General features: G+C 69.5%; 14 protein-coding genes and 1 riboswitch. Of the genes, 3 read left to right on the top strand and 11 right to left on the bottom strand.

Annotated features, from left to right (window positions below):
* Positions 1 to 345: 345 nt before the first annotated feature.
* The 3 genes from FV560_RS10695 to FV560_RS10685 form a co-directional block, all read right to left on the bottom strand.
* Positions 346 to 1,107, bottom strand: coding sequence for a hypothetical protein (locus tag FV560_RS10695; RefSeq protein WP_159621515.1), 762 nt, complete (start codon positions 1,105 to 1,107; stop codon positions 346 to 348).
* A gap of 190 nt (positions 1,108 to 1,297) precedes the next feature.
* Positions 1,298 to 4,321, bottom strand: a complete 3,024-nt coding sequence (locus FV560_RS10690) for an alpha-mannosidase (protein WP_159621514.1) — start codon at positions 4,319 to 4,321, stop codon at positions 1,298 to 1,300.
* A gap of 156 nt (positions 4,322 to 4,477) precedes the next feature.
* Positions 4,478 to 5,464: a malate dehydrogenase gene (locus FV560_RS10685; RefSeq protein WP_159621513.1), complete on the bottom strand. Its 987-nt coding sequence runs from the start codon at positions 5,462 to 5,464 to the stop codon at positions 4,478 to 4,480.
* A 209-nt stretch (positions 5,465 to 5,673) separates the two neighbouring features.
* Between FV560_RS10685 and FV560_RS10680 the strand changes: the two genes are divergently transcribed.
* Entirely contained in the window at positions 5,674 to 6,720 is a 1,047-nt protein-coding gene (locus FV560_RS10680; protein ID WP_159621512.1) for an MIP/aquaporin family protein, read from the top strand.
* An 80-nt stretch (positions 6,721 to 6,800) separates the two neighbouring features.
* Here the strand turns inward: FV560_RS10680 and FV560_RS10675 are convergent, their stop codons facing one another.
* Positions 6,801 to 7,118 (bottom strand): DUF3017 domain-containing protein, encoded by a 318-nt coding sequence (locus FV560_RS10675; protein WP_159621511.1) that lies wholly within the window; start codon positions 7,116 to 7,118, stop codon positions 6,801 to 6,803.
* A gap of 36 nt (positions 7,119 to 7,154) precedes the next feature.
* Between FV560_RS10675 and FV560_RS10670 the strand changes: the two genes are divergently transcribed.
* The gene (locus FV560_RS10670; RefSeq protein ID WP_159621510.1) at positions 7,155 to 8,384 is read left to right on the top strand and encodes an NAD(P)/FAD-dependent oxidoreductase; all 1,230 of its coding nucleotides are present in this window, start codon (positions 7,155 to 7,157) and stop codon (positions 8,382 to 8,384) included.
* A gap of 36 nt (positions 8,385 to 8,420) precedes the next feature.
* On the opposite strand, the gene FV560_RS10665 is transcribed toward FV560_RS10670, so the two are convergent.
* The 3 genes from FV560_RS10665 to purN all read right to left on the bottom strand — a co-directional run bounded on the left by FV560_RS10665 (position 8,421) and on the right by purN (position 12,172).
* The gene (locus FV560_RS10665) at positions 8,421 to 9,539 is read right to left on the bottom strand and encodes a Fic family protein (protein WP_235020060.1); all 1,119 of its coding nucleotides are present in this window, start codon (positions 9,537 to 9,539) and stop codon (positions 8,421 to 8,423) included.
* A gap of 156 nt (positions 9,540 to 9,695) precedes the next feature.
* Positions 9,696 to 11,267 carry a bifunctional phosphoribosylaminoimidazolecarboxamide formyltransferase/IMP cyclohydrolase gene (purH, locus tag FV560_RS10660; protein WP_159621508.1) on the bottom strand — a complete coding sequence of 524 codons (1,572 nt, stop codon included), beginning with the start codon at positions 11,265 to 11,267 and terminating at the stop codon, positions 9,696 to 9,698.
* Positions 11,268 to 11,326: 59 nt separating this feature from the next.
* Positions 11,327 to 11,416: riboswitch (ZMP/ZTP riboswitch) on the bottom strand.
* A 135-nt stretch (positions 11,417 to 11,551) separates the two neighbouring features.
* Entirely contained in the window at positions 11,552 to 12,172 is a 621-nt protein-coding gene (gene purN / locus FV560_RS10655) for a phosphoribosylglycinamide formyltransferase (RefSeq protein ID WP_159621507.1), read from the bottom strand.
* Positions 12,173 to 12,402: 230 nt separating this feature from the next.
* On the opposite strand from purN, the gene FV560_RS10650 reads away from it, so the two are divergent.
* Complete coding sequence (locus FV560_RS10650) at positions 12,403 to 12,954, top strand: hypothetical protein (protein WP_159621506.1); 552 nt, start codon at positions 12,403 to 12,405, stop codon at positions 12,952 to 12,954.
* 6 nt (positions 12,955 to 12,960) lie between these two features.
* Here FV560_RS10650 and FV560_RS10645 read toward each other — a convergent pair whose 3' ends face one another.
* From FV560_RS10645 to FV560_RS20125, 4 genes are all read right to left on the bottom strand, one after another.
* Positions 12,961 to 14,232, bottom strand: coding sequence for a cell division protein PerM (locus FV560_RS10645; RefSeq protein WP_159621505.1), 1,272 nt, complete (start codon positions 14,230 to 14,232; stop codon positions 12,961 to 12,963).
* A 164-nt stretch (positions 14,233 to 14,396) separates the two neighbouring features.
* Positions 14,397 to 15,290, bottom strand: a complete 894-nt coding sequence (gene sucD / locus FV560_RS10640) for a succinate--CoA ligase subunit alpha (RefSeq protein ID WP_159621504.1) — start codon at positions 15,288 to 15,290, stop codon at positions 14,397 to 14,399.
* Between the two features lie 33 nt (positions 15,291 to 15,323).
* Positions 15,324 to 16,517: an ADP-forming succinate--CoA ligase subunit beta gene (gene sucC, locus FV560_RS10635; protein ID WP_159621503.1), complete on the bottom strand. Its 1,194-nt coding sequence runs from the start codon at positions 16,515 to 16,517 to the stop codon at positions 15,324 to 15,326.
* A 191-nt stretch (positions 16,518 to 16,708) separates the two neighbouring features.
* A complete protein-coding gene (locus FV560_RS20125; RefSeq protein WP_235020059.1) occupies positions 16,709 to 18,742 on the bottom strand; it encodes an acyltransferase family protein in 2,034 nt (677 codons plus the stop codon).
* Between the last annotated feature and the right edge of the window lie 190 nt (positions 18,743 to 18,932).

The raw sequence follows: 18,932 nt of genomic DNA, 5'->3' as shown, positions 1-18,932 counted from the left end.
CAGTACCGAGTGATGACCCGATCCTCGCATCGCCCCGACGGGGAGATCTCCCCGTCGGTTCCTGTTGAGTGCTCGGTTCGGCCGGCGCTGACCACCTCATCTGCCGCAGTGCTCGGGCCCAGACGTGGCCCCATCTTGGAGGGTCCGAAATTCAGGGTCGAACCCGAGAAGGGGTCGATAGTTCGGCCCGTGGACGGGCATGGGTAAGCGGAGGGACGGGCAGGTGGAGGCGGTGGGCAGGTGAAGGAACGGGCACGCGGCGGAGCATGGCGATACGCGACGGTTCCGGGCCGCGCGAGCCGCGACGGTCGAGCCATGTGGGCTGCCACGTGGTGCTGACGCGCGTCAGCGGTAGAGGTCGTCGTTCCGGCTGCCGCCGAACCCTGGAAGATCGCTTCCGCCCATCTCGGATCCGTAGAGTCCACCCCCGGTTGCGGCACGAGCGGCCGCGAGTTCCTTCTTCGCCTTCACATAAGCCACAATCCCGCGGATCGTGATGAACACCCCGACGAGCAGGACTCCCCACAGAAACGTTGCGCGTTCGCCGCTCACGAGGTTGATGACCACCGCAAGCGCGACGAAGACGATGCCCATCAACGATTGCCTACCGGCGGCCTTCGCCTTCTTCTCGGCGATTGCCAGATGAGCGCTGCCAGACACCGACGACGGGTCGTACTGGCCCGGCTGCCCGGTGTTCGGAGACGGGTCGTACGGGTTCCCGTGTGAGCCTGCGTGCCCCGCATCGTACGGTCCTGCCGCGCCGGTGGAAGGGGCGGGATCGTACGCACCACCGGGACTGTGCACACCGGGCGAGCCCGCCGCGCGCATCCCGGGGTTGCGCGGGTCCTCGATCCCAGGGCCGCCGGCGTGGTGCATGCCCGGACCGGCGGCGGACTGGCCATACCCACCGGTACCTCCATATCCACCGCCCATGCCATATCCACTGGCCGAGTCGTACTCGGCCGAGCCGTAGCCGGCAGCGTCGTCCACCCAGAAGTTCCAGCCCGTCGGAGCCGCCGGCCACGACGGATCCGGCTGCCAGCCCGGAGTCGGTGTGAAGCCGGCAGGAACGTGCCAGCCCGGAGGTGGGTTGAATCGCTGCGCCATATGCGCACTGTAGCGAGACCCGCCGCGCGGCACACCCAGCGAAGCCTGAGAGATCTCCCCATCCACCTGGCGCGAGCGCTGAGTTGGTCGGCGTTCTGGCGCCAGACGCCGAACAACTCAGCGCTCGGCACCAGGGCGGGACGCGCGCAGAGCAGACCGGGCGAACCCAGGACGAGCCCAGCGGAGGCAGTCAGGACCGGGGGAAGCGCAGGGTGCAGAGCTGGAACGGGCGCAGACTCAGGTGCGCCCGTTCTCCGTTGGCCCGCACCCCGGCTCGCGTCGGCCCCGGCCGCTCCAGCAGGTCGGTCTCCATTGCGCCAGTGGTCCCGAACCCAGCTGTCACCACCGCCTCGGCACGCCGCCCGTGGGCTTCGTAGAGCCGTACCACCACGTCACCGGAACCGTCCTCGGCGAGCTTGACCGCCTCCACCACCACACCCGGGTGGTCCACGGCCAGCAGCGGTGCGACTTCACGCTCCCCGTGCACGCGCCGCACCGGCAGGTTCGTCACGTACCCGGCACGCACGGCCCCATCGATGCCCACCCCGACAGCCAGCGTCGTGCGCAGCACATGCATGCCCTGATCGGCGTCCGGGTCCGGGAAGAGCGGGGCGCGAAGCAGCGACTGCCGCACCACCGTGATCGGGTTCCCCGCGTCGTCGGTGTCGGCGTGAATGTCGTGACCGTAAGTCACGTCGTTGGCCACGGCAACGCCGAAGTCCGGCTCCCCCACGTGCACCCAGCGGTGGGCGACCGTCTCGAAACGTGCGGCGTCCCAGGAGGTGTTGACCGCCGTCGGGCGATGAATGTGCCCGAACTGGATCTCGGAGGTGGCGCGTTCGGCGGTCAGGTCCAGCGGGAAGGCCAGCTTGAGGAGCTTCTGCCGCTCGTGCCAGTCCGCCTCGGTGGTGATCTGCACGTCCCCCTCGGCGGCGAGTTCGATGCGCTGGGTGATCGTGGACGATCCGAAGGAGCGCCGCACCACCACCGCCACCGTGTGTCCGTGGGTCTCGGTGGTGATCTCGTCCGCCTCCACCAGGTCGATCACGACGTGGCGGTAGTGGGCGTCGATGTCCCAGGCGTCCCACTCGTTCGGGATGTCCCGGTGTACCTGCAGCAGATTCGCCGCGCGCCCGGCCGGGATCACCTCACGATCGGTCGCCAGATCGACGAGCGACGTCATCAGTCCGCGCTCGTCCACCGTCACGCGCACGCGGGAGTTGGTCAGCACCCAGTCGCCACCCACGGCCTCCACCCGTGCCTCAGCGTGGGGCTCGGCCGTGGTCGCCCCGCCCAGGGCAGGCACACCCCCGACGGCGTACGGTCCGGCATTCAGGGAAAGGTCCCTGTCCCCGGCCCCCACCAGGTGGCCGATGGCGGTCTCAATGATCTGGTTCAGCTCCGCGGCGATCTCCTCGTAGTGCCGCTCGGCCTCGCGATGCACCCAGGCGATCGAGGAGCCGGGGAGGATGTCATGGAACTGCTGCAACAGCACCAGCCGCCAGAGCCGCTGCAACGCCTCGGCGGGGTATTCGGCGCCCACCCGCACGGTCGCGGTACTCGCCCACAATTCGGCTTCACGGAGCAGGTGCTCGCTGCGCCGGTTGCCAGCCTTGGTGCGGTGCTGGGACGTGTAGGTGCCGCGGTGGTACTCCAGGTACATCTCCCCGGTCCACACCGGCGGGTTCGGGTATTCGGCGCGGGCGGTGTCGAAGAAGGTGTCGGGTGTGGAGAGCACCACCTGCGGAGAGCCCTCCAGGTTCGCCACCCGGCGCGCCTGGGCGACGATCTCACGGGTGGGCCCTCCCCCGCCGTCGCCGTAGCCATACGGGGCGAGCGAGGTGTTGGCTCGTCCCTTCTCGGCGTACTGCCGCTCCGCGCGGGCCAGCTCGGTGGCGTCCAGCATCGAGTTGTAGGTGTCCACCGGCGGGAAGTGGGTGAAGATGCGGGTGCCGTCGATGCCCTGCCAGTCGAAGGTGTGGTGGGGCATGGTGTTCGTGTCGTTCCAGGAGATCTTCTGGGTGAGGAAGTACTCCTTCCCGCTGGCCTTGGCGATCTGCGGCAGTGCGCCGGAGTAGCCGAATGAGTCGGGCAGCCACACCTCGCGCGGCTCCACCCCGAACTCGTCGATGAAGAACTGCGTGCCGGTCACGAACTGCCGGGCCATCGCCTCCCCGCCGGGCATATTGGTATCGGACTCCACCCACATGCCGCCCACAGGGATGAACCGGCCCTCACGCACTCGCTCGGCGATCCGGGCGTACAACTCGGGGTAGTACTCCTTGATCCAGGCGTACTGCTGCGCGGAGGAGCAGGCGAAGGTGAACTCCGGATCACGGTCCATCAGGTCAAGCACGTTCGAGAACGTGCGAGCACACTTACGTACGGTCTCGCGTACGGGCCACAGCCACGCGGAGTCGATGTGCGCATGCCCGACGGCGTGCACCTGGTGGGCGGACGCCGTCGCCGGGGCACTCAGCACCCCTTCCAGAAGGCGACGGCCCTGTGCGGCGGTACCTGCGACGTCGTCGGGGTCGACGGCGTCCATCATGTCTTCGAGGGCACGGAGGATCTGCGCACGCCTCGGGGAGGCCGGGTTCAGCTCGAGCATCAGGCCCTGCAGGGCGAGGACGTCGGCAGTGAGGCCGAAGACGTCGGTGTCCAGCAGCGCCACGTCGGCGGCGGTGAAGGTGTAGATGGGGTTCGTGCCGGCTGTGGCCTTGTCGCCCATCGGGGTGGGCTTGATCCACTGCCCGTCCGGGACGTCGGGGTTGGCCGCGGCCTCGACGTACACGTCCAGCTCGTGGGTGTCGGCGGCGAGGCCGAGGTGCTGGTTGCGCGGTTCGAGGCCCTTGAGGATGCGCCCGTCCGGTGACCAGAGCGCCCCCTCGGCCTGGAAGCCGGGTTGCGCCGTCGTGAAACCGAGATCGACCACCAGCTCGAGCTCGCATTCCTCGCCGATCTGGTCCGCCCACTCGGTAGGCACGGCGCCGGTGAGCCGGAACCAGACGGTGCTCCACGGGCGGCCCCACGGGGTGCCGACTTCGAATGGCCGGTACTCCTGGTTCACCGCCTCGGTGAACGGCACAGGTTCGTCCGGCACCTCCCAGGCAGTGATCGCCAGGGGCGCCCGGGCGCGGTACTTCGCCGGGAGCAGGCGTTCGGCGATGAAGCGGCGCAGGCGGTGCTCGGTGCGGGCAGTCGTATCGTGCACGGTCAACCTTCGGGTAGGACGGCGTCGGCCACGATCCAACTTAGCCGTTCGCGGAGGCGAGAACGATGGGCACTGCCCGGCATGCAGCGAGGCCGCACCGAGAACGGTGCGGCCTCGCGCATCTTGTTGAGATCGAGCGACTCAGGAGGAGTCTGATCAGAGCAGACCGAGCCCCTTCACAGCGTCCCGCTCCTCGACCAGCTCGTTCACCGAGGCATCGATCTTGCCGCGGGAGAAGTCGTTGATGTCCAGCCCCTGCACGATCTCCCAGGCTCCGCCGGTGGAGCGAACCGGGAAGGAGGAGATGATCCCCTCGGGCACTCCGTAGGACCCGTCCGAGGGGATGGCCGCGGAGGTCCAGGAGGACTCGGGAGTGCCGGCCACCCAGTCGTGGACGTGGTCCACGGCCGCGTTGGCCGCCGAGGCGGCGGAGGAGGCACCACGAGCGTCGATGATCGCCGCACCACGCTTGGCCACGGTGGGGATGAAGGTGTTCTCCAGCCAGTCCTGGTCGTTGACGACCTCGGCCGCGGGCTTGCCGGCGAGGGTGGCGTGGAAGATGTCCGGGTACTGGGTGGCGGAGTGGTTGCCCCAGATGGTGAGGTTCGCGATGTCGGCTACGGGCGTGCCGGTCTTCTGCGCCAGCTGGCTCAGTGCCCGGTTGTGGTCGAGCCGGGTCATCGCGGTGAACCGCTCGGCTGGCACGTCCGGGGCGTGCGCGGAGGCGATCAGCGCGTTGGTGTTGGCCGGGTTGCCCACCACGAGCACGCGTACGTCGTCGGCGGCGCCGGCGTTGATGGCCGCGCCCTGCGGGCCGAAGATGCCGCCGTTGGCCTCGAGCAGGTCACCGCGCTCCATGCCCGCTCCACGCGGGCGGGCGCCCACCAGCAGGGCCACGTTGGTGCCGTCGAACCCGGTGGTCGGGTCGTCGAAGATGTCGATCCCGGCAAGCAGCGGGAACGCACAGTCGTCGAGCTCCATCGCGGTGCCCTCCGCAGCCTTCACACCCTGCGGGATCTCCAGCAGGCGCAGCTTCACGGGGGTGTCGGGGCCGAGCATCTGACCGGAGGCGATCCGGAACAGCAGCGCATAGCCGATCTGGCCGGCGGCTCCGGTGACGGTCACATTGACGGGCTGAGTCATGGTTGAGGTCTCCTCCTGAGGTAGCAGCGGCCCTCGCTGACGGCCTGAGGGCGCGACGGCGCCCGGTGGTCCCAGGCTAATGGACCTGTACCGTCTGCAGGGACGAGTGACCACTCAGGTCCGGCTCCCGGGAAACTCCCAGGTTCGGCTGGGAGGCTCGCCCGGCGATCGCGATTCGCACGCCGCATATCCGACCGATGGGAAGACGTATGTCCGCACCGGAGTCCACACCCGAGCTCGCCCCAGCCGAGCGGCCGTTGCTGCCACGCTTCGGCGCCGAGATCCTGGGCACGTTCATCCTCGTCCTCGTCGGCTTCGGGGCCACCCTGTACGCCGGGGTGACCTCAACGCCCGACGACGGCGCGAAGCTGCTGGCCTGGGGCGCCGGAGCGATCGCGGCGATCGCGATCATCGGCCACGTCTCCGGCGGGCACCTGAACCCGGCAGTGTCGCTTGGCGCTGCCATCACCGGCCGGATCTCCTGGGCTGATCTGCTCCCCTATTGGGTGGCACAGCTCATCGGTGGCGTCGGCGCCGCCGCGCTGCTGTTCGTGACCGTACCGGCCGCACTCCCCGCTGCTGTCGGGCAGGCCTCGACGCGGTCGATGTTCACCCCACTGGCGGGCGGCGTCGGCGAGAACTCGGTGCTCGGCCGACTCTCCGACGGGGCCGTCTCCACCGATATCGTTCCTACGCTGTTGATCTCGGCGATCTCCACGGCACTGTTCGTCGCGATCGCACTGGCCGCCGGCCGCAACCTGCGCCGCGGGGCTCTCGGCGCGCCGGTGGTGATCGGCCTGGCCTATGCGGGCCTGTCGGTCGCCACTTACACCCTCACCGGAGGTGCGCTGAACCCGGCGCGTGCCGCGGCTGCGGCGATCTTCGCCGAGAGTGGTTCGCTCGGTGATCTGTGGCTGTTCTGGGTGGCCCCGCTGATCGGTGCGGCGCTGGCGGCGATGCTCTTCACCGTCTTCGCGCCGGAGCCGCTGGCCGCCGACGCCGAGTGGGACGACGAGAACTGGGACGAGGACGACGATCTCCTCAGCGACGACGAGCCGGTCGAGGTGATCGCGGACGACGAATCCGTCGAGCCGACCGGCGCCGAGGAGGCGGAGGAGTCCTCAGACGCTCAGGCTCCGGACCGCGATGACGCCTTCACCGAGGACTTCGACGTCGCCACGCTGGATGACGCGGACCTCACGTCCCCTCAGGAAGACGAGGGCGAGGCGCCGGAGGGCGAGCCCAAGCAGTCCTGACCGTCACAAGTCGACGGCTCTCAGCCCGGCTGTGCCACATCTGGCACAGACCTGCTGAGGGCCGTCGGTTGTGTCTCTGCTCAGCCCGGCCAGGCGGGGTCGAGCCCCGTCGCGGTGAGCGCCAGCACCACGATGGCAGCACCACTGAGCATCAGGATCGCGACATCGAACGCCCGCGACCGACTGGTGATGCCGTACGGCCCGGGCGCGGGTGACACCGCCCGGACGAACCCGAGCACCAGCAGCTCCGCAGCGAGCACCAGGATCCCGGCGCGCACGCCCACCACGCTCATCGTCACCATCGCGACCACGATCCACGCCAGCGCCACCCACATCACCACGTAGCGGCGCCAGTGGCCGGGTTCGACGGGCCGCCTGACGGGCCGGGTGCTGATCATCGCCAGTGAGCCTACCGCCGCGGGTAGCGTGACCGGGTGACCACACCGCTACCGCCGCTCCCAGAACGTGTCCTGGTGGTGGGCGCCGGGCTCGCGGGCCTGCGCACTGCCGCCGAGTTACGCGAGTCCGGATTCACTGGGCACCTGCGCATCCTCGGCGGCGAGCACCATCTCCCCTACGACCGCCCACCGCTGTCGAAGGAGCTGCTGAGTCGCCCCGACCCGGTGTGGCTCGCCGACGACCTCGCGCAGGACCTCCTGACTCTGGCCGACGATGTCCGCCTCGGCACACGCGCCACGCGACTCGACCTGGGCGACCTCCCCGCCGTCGAGACCGCCACGGGCGAACGCTTCGAAGCCGACGCCATCGTGGTGGCCACCGGTTCGCACGCCGCCCTGCCCGCCCACTGGTCCGGTGTGCTCACCCTGCACACCCTCGACGACGCAGCTCGCCTGCGCGAGCGCCTCACCCCCGGCTCCCGGTTGGTGATCGTCGGGGCGGGGTGGATCGGCGCCGAGGTCGCCGGCGTCGCGGCGGACGTGGGATGTGAGGTCACGGTCGTCGAGGCCGGGCCCAGCCCCCTGAACCGCCAGCTCGGCCCCGGCCTGGGCGCCCGCACCACCCCCTGGTACGCCGCCCAGGGCGTCCACCTGCGCACTCATGCCACCGTGGCCAGCGCACGGGACGCCGTCGTGACCCTCGACGACGGAACCCGCCTGGAGGCCGACACGGTGCTGTGCGCGATCGGTGCGCGACCGAACTCGGCCTGGCTCGCGGATACTCTCCCGCTGACGGCGTCCGGTCACCTGCCGGTGGATGCCTCTGGGCGTACGACTCACCCGCGCGTGTGGGCGGTGGGTGACGTGGCCGAACGGGAGCACCCGGTGTTCGGGCCGACGCCTGGCGGGCACTGGTCGGCCGCGCTGCTGGACCCGGCGCGGCTCGCCCGGACGCTGCTGGGAACGGCCGAGGATGGCCGGCCCGAGCCTGCCCCCTATGTGTACTCCACCCAGCTCGGCCACCATCTGACCGTGTTCGGGCGGCTGACCGACGATCAGGTCACCCGGGGCGATCCTGACAGCGGACCGTGGACGACGCTGGCGTTCGAGGGGGATCGGCTCACCGGTGCTGTGATCGCTGACGTCCCACGGGAGGTGGCGGCGGTGCGCAAGCTGCTCGGGCGGGGTGAGTTGCCGCGACTGGATCGCGCCCTGGCGGCAGACCCGGCCACGCCACTGAAGAAGGCCGTCGCCACCGAACCGTGACCTCGACGGCTGTGCTCCAGCTCGGCCGGATCCAGCTCAACCGGACTCGCGTCTGCCTGCTCGCTCGGCGAACGCATCCACCGCTGCCAGCACCTCGTCCGCACGCCAGAACGGCCCGAGCCGATGCTCACGCTTCGAGGTCAGGATGCCTGCCTCGGAGAGCGCCCGCAACGGCGGATAGACATTCGGCTGCTGGATGCCGAGCTCTGTCGCAGCCACCGCTGCCGAGACCACCGGTCGGCGCAGCACGACATCCAGCAACCGCCAGGCATGGCTGTCGCGCCGCACGTGCAGACGGTTCTCCCACTGAGCCCGGATCAGATCGAGCTGGCTCACCAAGGCCCGCGTATTGGCGACGGCGCGTGCGATCGCATCCGCGAAGGCCAGCACGATCGGCTCCACATCGCCGGCACGGTATGCCGTCAGCGCACGGTGATACCCCTCGACATCTGCCAGCAGACCCGCTGACACAGGAATCGCGAGGTTTCGGGTCACGCCGGCGTGGCGCAACATGGCTTGCGCCAGCGCGCGGCCGGTCCGCCCATTGCCGTCGGTGAACGGATGGATGGTCTCGAACTGGGCGTGGACAAGACTAAGGTGAACGATGGCCGAGAGGTCCTCACGCGCCGCGAAGGCCACCAGATCGTCGATCAGGGCAGGAATCCGAGAATGGTGCGGTGCCACATAGTCGGCCCCCACGGGACTGTCCGCCTGCCTGCCGACCCATACCGCTTCATCGCGCCACTGACCAGGGGTGTGTACGGTCTGACTCTCCAGCAGCACCCGGTGCATCTGCAGGATCGTCGACGCCGAGAAGTCGTCGGCGAGGACGATCGCCGATTCCAGCATGCGCGTATTGGCCGCGATCTGCTCGGCATTGCGCCCCGTCCGCACCCCGAGATCGGCGCTGAAGATCGCCCGTGCCGACGCCGTGAGCATCTCGATCTGTGACGACGATGCCGACTCCGATCGCAGCAGGACGGGGGCGAAAGAACTCACGCGCGCGCCGAGTTCAGCATCGAGCCGGCTCAGTTCGTGTTCCGCATCTCGAGCTGCACGTGCGACATCGGCCGAGAGCTCGGGAAGCCGGTGGGCAACCATCGCGGGGACGGCGGCGTGATACCTCTGCTCGCTACCACGAGTGGTCGCTCGCACACCCCACTGCCCCGCAGGGACCCAGACTCGCTCTTCCCACTGGAGTGCTGGCCATGCACCTGCTGTCGGAGGCAATCTCATAATCCCTCCCACCAAGATTATGAGTTGGAGCGTAACTCATAATCCTGGTGGGAGCGAGGAGCGGGAGATCCAGCGTCAGTGGGCGAAGTGTCGGGTCCCGGTGAGGTAGAGCGTCACCCCGGCCTCGTTCGCAGCGGCGATGACCTCCTCGTCGCGGATGGAGCCGCCCGGCTGCACGACGGCCTTCACCCCGGCGTCCAGCAGCACCTGCAGCCCGTCCGCGAACGGGAAGAACGCGTCCGAGGACGCGACCGCGCCGCGCGCACGCTCGACCTCACCGGTGTTGGCGCGCTCCACGGCCAACTTGCAGGAGTCGACCCGGTTCACCTGCCCCATCCCAACCCCCACGGATGCACCGCCGGAGGCGAGCAGGATCGCGTTGGACTTCACGGCACGCACCGACCGCCACGCGAAAGCGAGATCGGCGAGCGTGGCCTCGTCGGCCGCGTCACCAGCGGCGAGGGTCCAGGTGGTGGGGTCATCGCCCTCGGCGTCGATCTTGTCCGGGGACTGCACCAGCACGCCGCCGAAGATCTCGCGCAGACCGCCGCCGCTGGGCGGGGTGGCCACGGTGAGCACGCGGATGTTCTTCTTCCGGGTGAGCACCTCGAGCGCCTCGGGCGTGTAGGACGGTGCAAGCACCACCTCGGTGAACACCGGGGCGATCTGCTCAGCCATCTCCACCGTGACCTCGGCGTTGGCGGCGATCACGCCCCCGAAGGCGGAGACAGGGTCACAGGCGTGAGCCTTCGCGTGCGCCTCGGCGATCGTGGCCCCGACGGCGATACCGCACGGGTTGGCGTGCTTGATCACCGCGACCGTCGGCTGCTCGCCGTGGTCGTGGGCGGCCCGCCAGGCAGCGTCGGCGTCGACGTAGTTGTTGTAGCTCATCGCCTTGCCGTGCAGCTGCTCGGCCCCGGCCAGGCCGGCGTCACCGAAGCCGGTGGTGTAGAGCGCGGCCCGCTGGTGCGGGTTCTCGCCGTAGCGCAGCACGCTGGTGCGGTCCCAGGTGGCACCCATCCAGCCGGGGAATCCGGAGCCGTCGTCGTCGGGGGCGACGACGTTGCCCATCCAGGAGGCGACGTGCACGTCGTAGGTGGCGGTGTGGCGGAATGCGTCGGCGGCGAGAGCCTGGCGCTGGGCGAGAGTGAAGCCGTCTGCCTGCGCGGCGGCGATCACGTCGTCATAGCGTGCCGGGTCGACCACCACGGCCACGCTGGCGTGGTTCTTCGCGGCGGCACGCACCATGGAGGGCCCGCCGATGTCGATCTTCTCGATGCAGTCCTGCTCGCTCGCTCCGGAGGCGACGGTGTCGGCGAACGGGTACAGGTTCACCACCACGAGGTCGAAGGGCCGCACGTCCAGGTCTTCCAGCTGGGAGACATGGTCGGGCAGACGACGGTCGGCGAGGATTCCGGCGTGGATGCGCGGGTGCAGCGTCTTCACGCGTCCGTCGAGGCACTCGGGGAAGCCGGTCACGTCTTCCACGCGGGTGACGGGGACGCCCGCGGCCTCGATGGTGCCGGCGGTGGACCCGGTGGAGACGAGCTCGACTCCGGCGGCGTGCAGCGCGGTGGCGAGGGCGTCGAGGCCGGTCTTGTCGAAGACGGAGACGAGGGCCCGGCGAAGGGGGATCTGGTCAGTCACGGCGTACTCCTGGTGGGTCTCGAGGGGTGGTCCGGACGCGGGGTCGCTTCCGGCTCGGGACGTGGCACCCAGGCGGCCGGTGCACGAAGTCGCTGCTGTCGGGCCGCTCCCCGGTGGTACTCCACCTCACGCCAGTCACGGCCGGGACCAGCCTACCGGGTCTGCCCGGTCCGGTGGCAGGCTCACGCGGACGATAGTGGCTCCCGGAGTTCGTGACGGGAGGGACATCCCAGCGTCAGCCCCGGCACAGTGGTGCACGGCTCGACGCATCTGTGTCGGTCCCGTCACCGCCCGATGATCACCCGGCGCCCCTCGACGCGCCACCCCTCACGTGCCAACCGGCCCACGGAGTCCACCAGCTGGGCACGTTCGGCCACCTTGATTCGCTCGGTGAGGGTGTCCTCGGTGTCGTCGTCGTGTACCGGAACGGCGGTCTGGGCGATGATCACCCCGGTGTCCACACCCGCGTCGACCACGAACAGTGTGGCGCCGGCGATCTTCACGCCGTACTCCAGGGCCTCCCGCGGTCCATGGATGCCGGGGAAGGCGGGCAGCAGCGAGTTGTGCGTGTTCAGGTAGCGCCCACCGAACTGGTCGAGGAAACCTTCCCCCACCAGCTTCAGGAAGCCTGCCGAGATCACCAGGTCCGGCTCATGCTCCCCGACGGCGGCCGTCAAGGCTGCGTCCCAGGCCTCCCTGTCGGGGTGGTCGCCCACCCGCTCCACGAAGGTGGGGATGCCGGCCTCGCGTGCGAGGTCCAGGCCCGCGGCGCTGGGCCGGTCCGCCCCGACGGCGACCACCTGCGCCCCGTAGCCGGGATCCCGGGTGGCCTCGAGGAGTGCGGCGAGGTTGGACCCGCCGCCGGAGATGAGGACGACAAGGCGCTGGCCGGGTGGGGTGCTCACGATCGGTCACCCTACCGGCGAGATCGCAGCCACGATCGACTCGGGGCCTGGCTCTGGTCCCGATCCGGAGTACGAAACCTCAGCCGCACTCGAATCCCGATCTGGCGTTCGAGTCCCCGAACGGGTGCACGGAGCGGGATTCCTGCGTCGCAGGTGGATTCGAGTACGAGTTCAGGCAGCCGCACGGGCTCTGGGACAATGCTCCTCGGAGAACGGACCCGAGGAGAGCAGTGCCCAACCCCTACGCGCCGCCTGACCCGAATGCGCCACCGCCGCCGGAACGGCACTGGCCGCCGCGGGATACGCAGGGACGTCCCGACGGCGATCCAGGTGAGCAGGGATCCGGCGGCCCGGGCCATGATGGACGCGGCGCAGGCGGCACGCCCAAGGAACGTCGCACTCCCACTCCGGAGGAGGCGCGCAAGGCCAGCGGCTCGGTGCTGAAGTTCGGCGTCCTGCTGTTTTGCGGGCTGCTGGCGCTGCGCTGGCCGATTCCGTGGCAGGTCGCGGCTCCATTGTTCTTCCTCGCAGGGATCGTCTTCGGTGTCCGTGCACTGCTGGTGCACCGCAAGGTGGGGCTGACGGGCCCGTTCATGATCTTCCTCGCCGTCGGAGTGGCGATGGCGGGCATGCTGACCTTCAGCTCGCTCGCCCCGATTGCGGTGTGGGAGGCACAGCTGGAGCGTCAGGAGTGCCTGGACTCAGCCCTGACGCTCGGTGCCCAGGAGCAGTGCGAGACCGAGTTCGCTGAAGCTGTGGCAGAGCGTTTCGGCACCGAGTAGCCAGTCCTATCCGCGAACCTGCTCCCACCAGGTGCCGCCTGCCCGGCGCGCGCGTGCGGTCAACTGACCCGCCGATGCGACGGTGCTCCGGTGTGAGAGGAGCACCAGCACCAGTGCGGGCGCTCCCACCTGCCACAGCAGCGCCAGGCCCACGCTGAACGGGTCCGCCCCGATCACGGCCATCCGGCCCGGGCCGGCCGCGCCGGAGGCGAGCGCTGCGAGGGTGGCCATCCCGCCGCCGGTGAGCAGGGCCGTGCCGAGCGTCGTCGCGACCGCGTCGACCAACGTCCGGGCCCGCAGCCGGCGGGCCAGCCATACACCCACAGCCACCCCGGACACCAGCCCCACAACACCAAGCACAGGCAACTGGCCGGCCAGGGAATCCGGCCCCGGGAGCGCACCCAGCACCGGCACTATCGGCAACGGCCCGGCCTCCACACCAGACGGGGCGAACGCCGTGCCCTCCCCCACCGCGAATCCTGGGCCGAGCAGGAACGAAGCGGCGTAGACCACCAGGTTCGGCAACGCCAACAGCTGCGCGAGGACCAGAACGATCCCGCTGACGATGTCCGGATGCAGTCCTTCGTGCAGGTCACGGACCTGGCCGAAATTCACGACGACGGCCGTCACCACCGCCGCCGTTGCGATCAGCAGGTGCAGGGCCAGCGCCCGCCACGAACCACCGAACGACGTCCGTATCCAACCAGGGACCCTCGCCAGGGCTGCCAGCAGACGAGAGGGGAGGGACGCCGTCGGCAATCCAAGAACGGTTCCCACACCCGCCACCAGCACGGCTCCCACCAGGGCGCGGTTCGCGCCAGGCAGTCCGACGAAGATGACGAACAAGATGGCGAAGGCGACGTACACCGCGGCCGAGATGGTGGCCGCCGGCCAGCCGGGCAGGCGTGCGCGCCGCACCGACCCGGCCATCAGGGCAACTGCCAGGACTGTGACGCCGAGCGGGACGAGTGAGAGGTCCAGTCCGTCGAGCGAGGCCGAGGCGCCGTGCCCGAGCAGCCAGGCGGCGGTTCCGACGCGGGCCGCCTCCAGCCAGCCGGCCGACCCGAGAGCCGGTGCGGATGCTGTGGCCACATAGGTGGCGATGGCCGGGACGACCACCACCAGCCAGCTCAGGAGCACCGCCTCAGCACCGGCGAGCAGACCTCGCAGTGCCCCCTCCGGGGTACGTAGTGCGCGCCGCGTCGAGGTGTGCTCGACCACCCGGGGCACGATGCGAGGTGCATCGTGCGCTGGGGCCGGGGTACGGGCAGGGCTCATTGGTCCCATGGTGCGGCAACGCCGCCCCGCCATGAGGATGGCGGGGCGGCGTGTCGTCTGCACTCGCACGTCCCCGGCGAATTGCACGTCGATCTGGTCGTCCCGTAGGCGCCACATCGACGTGCAATTCGCGGATGGTGGACGTCCGCCGGTGGTGTGGCGCGTCAGCCGGCGAGGATGTCCCGGGCGAGTTGCGCCGTCTCGGACGGGGTCTTGCCGACCTTGACGCCGACGGCCTCGAGCGCTTCCTTCTTCGCCTGAGCGGTCCCGGCGGAGCCGGAGACGATCGCACCGGCGTGGCCCATCGTCTTCCCCTCGGGGGCGGTGAAGCCCGCGACATAGCCGACGACCGGCTTGGTGACATTGTCCTTGATGTACGTGGCGGCGCGCTCCTCGGCGTCTCCACCGATCTCGCCGATCATCACGATCACCTCGGTGGCCGGGTCGTTCTCGAACGCCTCGAGCGCGTCGATGTGGGTGGTGCCCACGATCGGGTCGCCGCCGATGCCGATGGCGGTGGAGAACCCGTGATCCTTCAGCTCGTACATCATCTGATAGGTCAGGGTGCCGGACTTGGAAACCAGCCCGATCGGCCCGGAGCCGGTGATCGTGTGCGGGGTGATCCCGGCCAGCGACTCTCCCGGGGTGATGATGCCGGGGCAGTTCGGCCCGATCATGCGTGTCTTCTTGCCCTCGAGGTAGGACCACACCTCGGCGGTGTCCTGGACGGGCACTCCCTCGGTGATGACCACCATGAGGTCGATGCCGGCGTCGATGGCCTCGATGCAGGCGTCCTTGGTGAAGGCGGGCGGCACGAACAGCACGGAGACGTTCGCGCCGGTCTCGGCCATGGCCTCGGACACGGTGCCGAACACGGGCAACGTGACGTCATTGCCGTCATGGTCCTTGTGCTCAACCGTGGTGCCGGCCTTGCGGGCGTTCACGCCGCCGACGATCGTGGCGCCGGAGTCGAGCATCAGGGCGGTGTGCTTGGCACCCATCCCGCCGGTGATGCCCTGGACGATGATCTTGGAGTCAGAGTTCAGGTAGATCGACATGTCTGTATCGCTCTTTCGGGCAGTCGGGGCGGGTCAGGCGGTGGCCGGCGCGGCGGCGTGGGCCAGCTCGGCAGCCTTGTCGGCGCCGCCGTCCATGGTCTCGGCGAGAGTCACCAGCGGGTGGTTGCGCTCGGTGAGGATCGCCCGGCCCTTCTCGACGTTGTTGCCGTCCAGTCGCACGACCAACGGCTTCGTCGCGGCGTCGCCCAGGAGGTCGAGAGCACCGACGATGCCGTTGGCGACCTCGTCGCAGGCGGTGATCCCACCGAAGACGTTCACGAAGACGGCCTTGACCTGCTCGTCGCCGAGGATGACGTCCAGCCCGGCGGCCATCACCTGCGCGTTCGCGCCGCCACCGATGTCGAGGAAGTTGGCGGGCTTGACGCCGCCGTGTGCCTCTCCGGCGTAGGCGACCACGTCGAGCGTGGACATGACCAGCCCGGCGCCGTTGCCGATGATGCCGACCTCGCCGTCGAGCTTGACGTAGTTGAGGCCGTTCTCGGCGGCCTTGAGCTCGAGCGGGTCCGTGGCGGAGTTGTCAGCCAGGTCGGCGTGCTCGGGGTGACGGAAGTCGGCGTTCTCGTCGAGGGTGACCTTGCCGTCGAGGGCGATGATGTCCCCGGCGCCGGTCTTGACGAGCGGGTTGACCTCCACGAGCGTGGCGTCTTCAGCGGAGAAGACGGTCCACAGTGTGCGCAGCACCGCGGCGATCTTCTCGGCGTCCTCAGCACCGAATCCGGCGGCCTGCGCGATCTCGGCAGCCTTCGCCTCGTCCACTCCGGTCTGCGGGTCGACGGCCACCTTGGCGAGCGCCTCGGGCCGCTCGACCGCGAGTTGCTCGATCTCGACGCCACCCTCCACGCTGCACATCGCCAGGTACTGGCGCTCGGAGCGGTCCAGCAGGATCGAGAAGTAGTACTCCTCGGCGATGTCCGCACCGGCGGCGATCATCACCCGGTGCACGGTGTGCCCCTTGATGTCCATCCCGAGGATCTCACCGGCGCGCTCGGCGGCCTCGTCGGCGGACTTCGCGATCTTCACACCGCCGGCCTTGCCGCGGCCTCCGACCTTCACCTGTGCCTTGACCACCACGACGGAGCTGCCTGCGTTCAGCAGCTTCTCGGCCGCGGCGCGTGCCTCGTCGGGCGTGGTGGCGACCACACCGTCCAGCACGGGTACTCCGTGCTTCTCGAAGAGATCTCGTGCCTGGTACTCGAACAGGTCCACCTGCGCCTCGCCTTTCCTCGCCACACGCTGGTCCCGGATCTCGGGACGCTCGGGACTATTCCCCGAGTCACCCTACCGCGCGAAATACCTGCCGCGGGGCTCCGGTAAACGCTATCCGAGGTCGTGGCAGTGCGATGTGTCACGTCGGCGCACGCTCCTCGCCGGCATGAGCTCCGCCGTCACCGGCGGGTCTACTCGAGCAACTCGTCCAAGGCGGCCTGGACGACCTCGGCGTAGAGGTACATACCCTCCATGTCGGGGTGGATCCCGTCCGGCTGCAGGTCTTCGGGGTGCTCCACCGCGGCGGTGTACCAATCCGCGACCACCACGTTCGGGTAGTCGGCCGCGATGGCGTCGAGATTGTCGTTGGACTCCTCCACCCAGAAGGACGAGCCGTAGATGTTGACGAGCACGATCTTGCGGTCCGGGCCGAATGCGTCGAGGGTCTCGCGTACCAGCCCGGGATCGCGCACGCCCGCATTGGTTCCGGCCGCGATGACCACGATGTCCCGTACGGCATCATCGGCGGCTGCCGACTGCACCACCTCCGCGACGGCGGGCCACTGCCGGTTCGATTCGGCATCGACGCTCATTCCCGGGAACGTGGCGGTCAGTCCGGGGGCGGCGACGTACATCATCGAGTCGCCGAACCCGCTGATCCGCTCACCGATAGGCGCGTCCGAGGTCTCCTCCTCGGAGTCTCCCGACGGCGTCCCCTCACCATCGTCGGAAGCCACCTCTCCCCCGGTTCCCGTGTCCCCGGACTCACCCGCCGACGTACCCTCCTCAGCACCATCCGCGTCGTCAGTGCTCTCGCCGGTATCGCCTGCTCCCGCACCGTCCTCAGTGGGCGACGATTCGGCCTCGGGGGCGCGCTCTGAGCTGTCGCCGGTCTCCCCGGCGATGGATTGCGTCCCACCTCCAGAGGCGTCGACCACACCGGCGGCCTCGTCCATGGCGATCTCCACCTGGGATCGGTCGGGTGCCGTTGCGACTGCCACCGAGAACAGGGCAAGGCAGGCGGTCGAGGCGAGCAACGCCGTCCGGGGTGCGGTGAGACGACCGGGGGAAGCAAGTGCCGCGCCGACCCGGCGCGCACTCTCACGGAAGCCGTGACGCCGCACCGGCGTCTCGATCCACCGGTAGGAGGCGGCGGAGACGGCGAGGGTGAGGACCAGGGCGGCACCGCGTTGCACCCAGCTCGCCACCGAGTCCGGCGCGGTGGGAGGGGCAAAGGCCGCGATCAGCAGGATCACCGGCCAGTGCCACAGGTAGATCCCGTAGGACCGCTCTCCCACCCATGCCAGTGGACGCAGCTGGAACAACCCTTGGATCACGTTGGGGCGGCCCGGAAGGGCACCGAGCACGAGGGCGGTGCAGAGGGAGGCAGCGAGGATCCCGCCCCGGTAGGCGATGGTCTGTGTGGGGTCGAGCCAGATCATCAGCGCGATCAGGCCGGCGAGTCCTGCGATGCCGAGCAGCACCCGCAGCCGCCGGTACCAGGCCTGGGCGAACAGGTTCGCTGACTCCCCCGCGCCGCTCAGCGCGAGGGCGGCACCAATCATCAACCCGAATGCGTGAGTGTCGGTGCCGTAGTAAACACGGGTGGCGTCCTGGCCGGGGGTGAAGAGCAGTGCCATCAGCAGCGCCGAGATCGCGGCGAGCGCGAGCAGCACTCCCACACGTTGGCGGCCGGTTTTGGTCACGGCCATGATCACCACGAACAGCAGCGGCCACAGCAGGTAGAACTGCTCTTCCACCGCCAGCGACCAGAAGTTCACGAACAGTTGCGGGGCGGTGGTGTTGAAGTAGCTCGACCCGGCGCCGATCTCCACCCAGTTGTTGGAGAACGTCAGCGCGCCGAGCACCTGGCGGCCGATGTTGACGAGGAGGTCGTCGCCGGCGAAGTAGGCGAGGCTGACCGAGACCACCACGACGGTCACGAGCGCGGGGAGCAGCCGCCTCGCGCGTCTGGTCCAGAACGAACGCAGGTCGAGACGTCCGTTCGCGCGGAGCTCGCGGATCAGCAGGGTGGTGATGAGGAAGCCGGAAATGACGAAGAAAACGTCCACGCCGAGGTATCCGCCGGGAAGGCTGTGGGGGCGCAGGTGGTAGATGAGCACGCCGATGATGGCGAGCGCGCGCACGCCATCCAGGCCCTCGATCCGTCCTCTTCGGAGCGCTGCCGCCGGTGCCGCCCGGCCAGCGTCGATGTGCGCAACCACGTGCCGTCCTCCTCGCCTCGCACTCAGGCTAGTGCGCGGCGAGTGCCGCCCCCGGTCAGACGCAGGGCGCGTCGCGCCTCCGTCCTGTCGCCCCCGGCGTCGAGTCGCCCTCCGGTGCCAGGCGCGGCACAACTTCGACGGGAATACCGCCACGCGTTGGCTGGTTGGCAGCACTCCCGTCAAAGTTCTC

This window comes from Ruania rhizosphaerae (assembly GCF_009805705.1).
GTDB lineage: Bacteria > Actinomycetota > Actinomycetes > Actinomycetales > Beutenbergiaceae > Ruania > Ruania rhizosphaerae.
This window is presented reverse-complemented; position numbering and strand designations above follow the sequence as displayed.

Coding starts and splice junctions, on each gene's coding strand:
- FV560_RS10695 (WP_159621515.1), bottom strand. CDS start 1,107: ATGGCGCAGCGATTCAACCCACCTCCGGGCTGGCACGTTCCTGCCGGC.
- FV560_RS10685 (WP_159621513.1), bottom strand. CDS start 5,464: ATGACTCAGCCCGTCAATGTGACCGTCACCGGAGCCGCCGGCCAGATC.
- FV560_RS10680 (WP_159621512.1), top strand. CDS start 5,674: ATGTCCGCACCGGAGTCCACACCCGAGCTCGCCCCAGCCGAGCGGCCG.
- FV560_RS10675 (WP_159621511.1), bottom strand. CDS start 7,118: ATGATCAGCACCCGGCCCGTCAGGCGGCCCGTCGAACCCGGCCACTGG.
- FV560_RS10645 (WP_159621505.1), bottom strand. CDS start 14,232: ATGAGCCCTGCCCGTACCCCGGCCCCAGCGCACGATGCACCTCGCATC.
- sucD (WP_159621504.1), bottom strand. CDS start 15,290: ATGTCGATCTACCTGAACTCTGACTCCAAGATCATCGTCCAGGGCATC.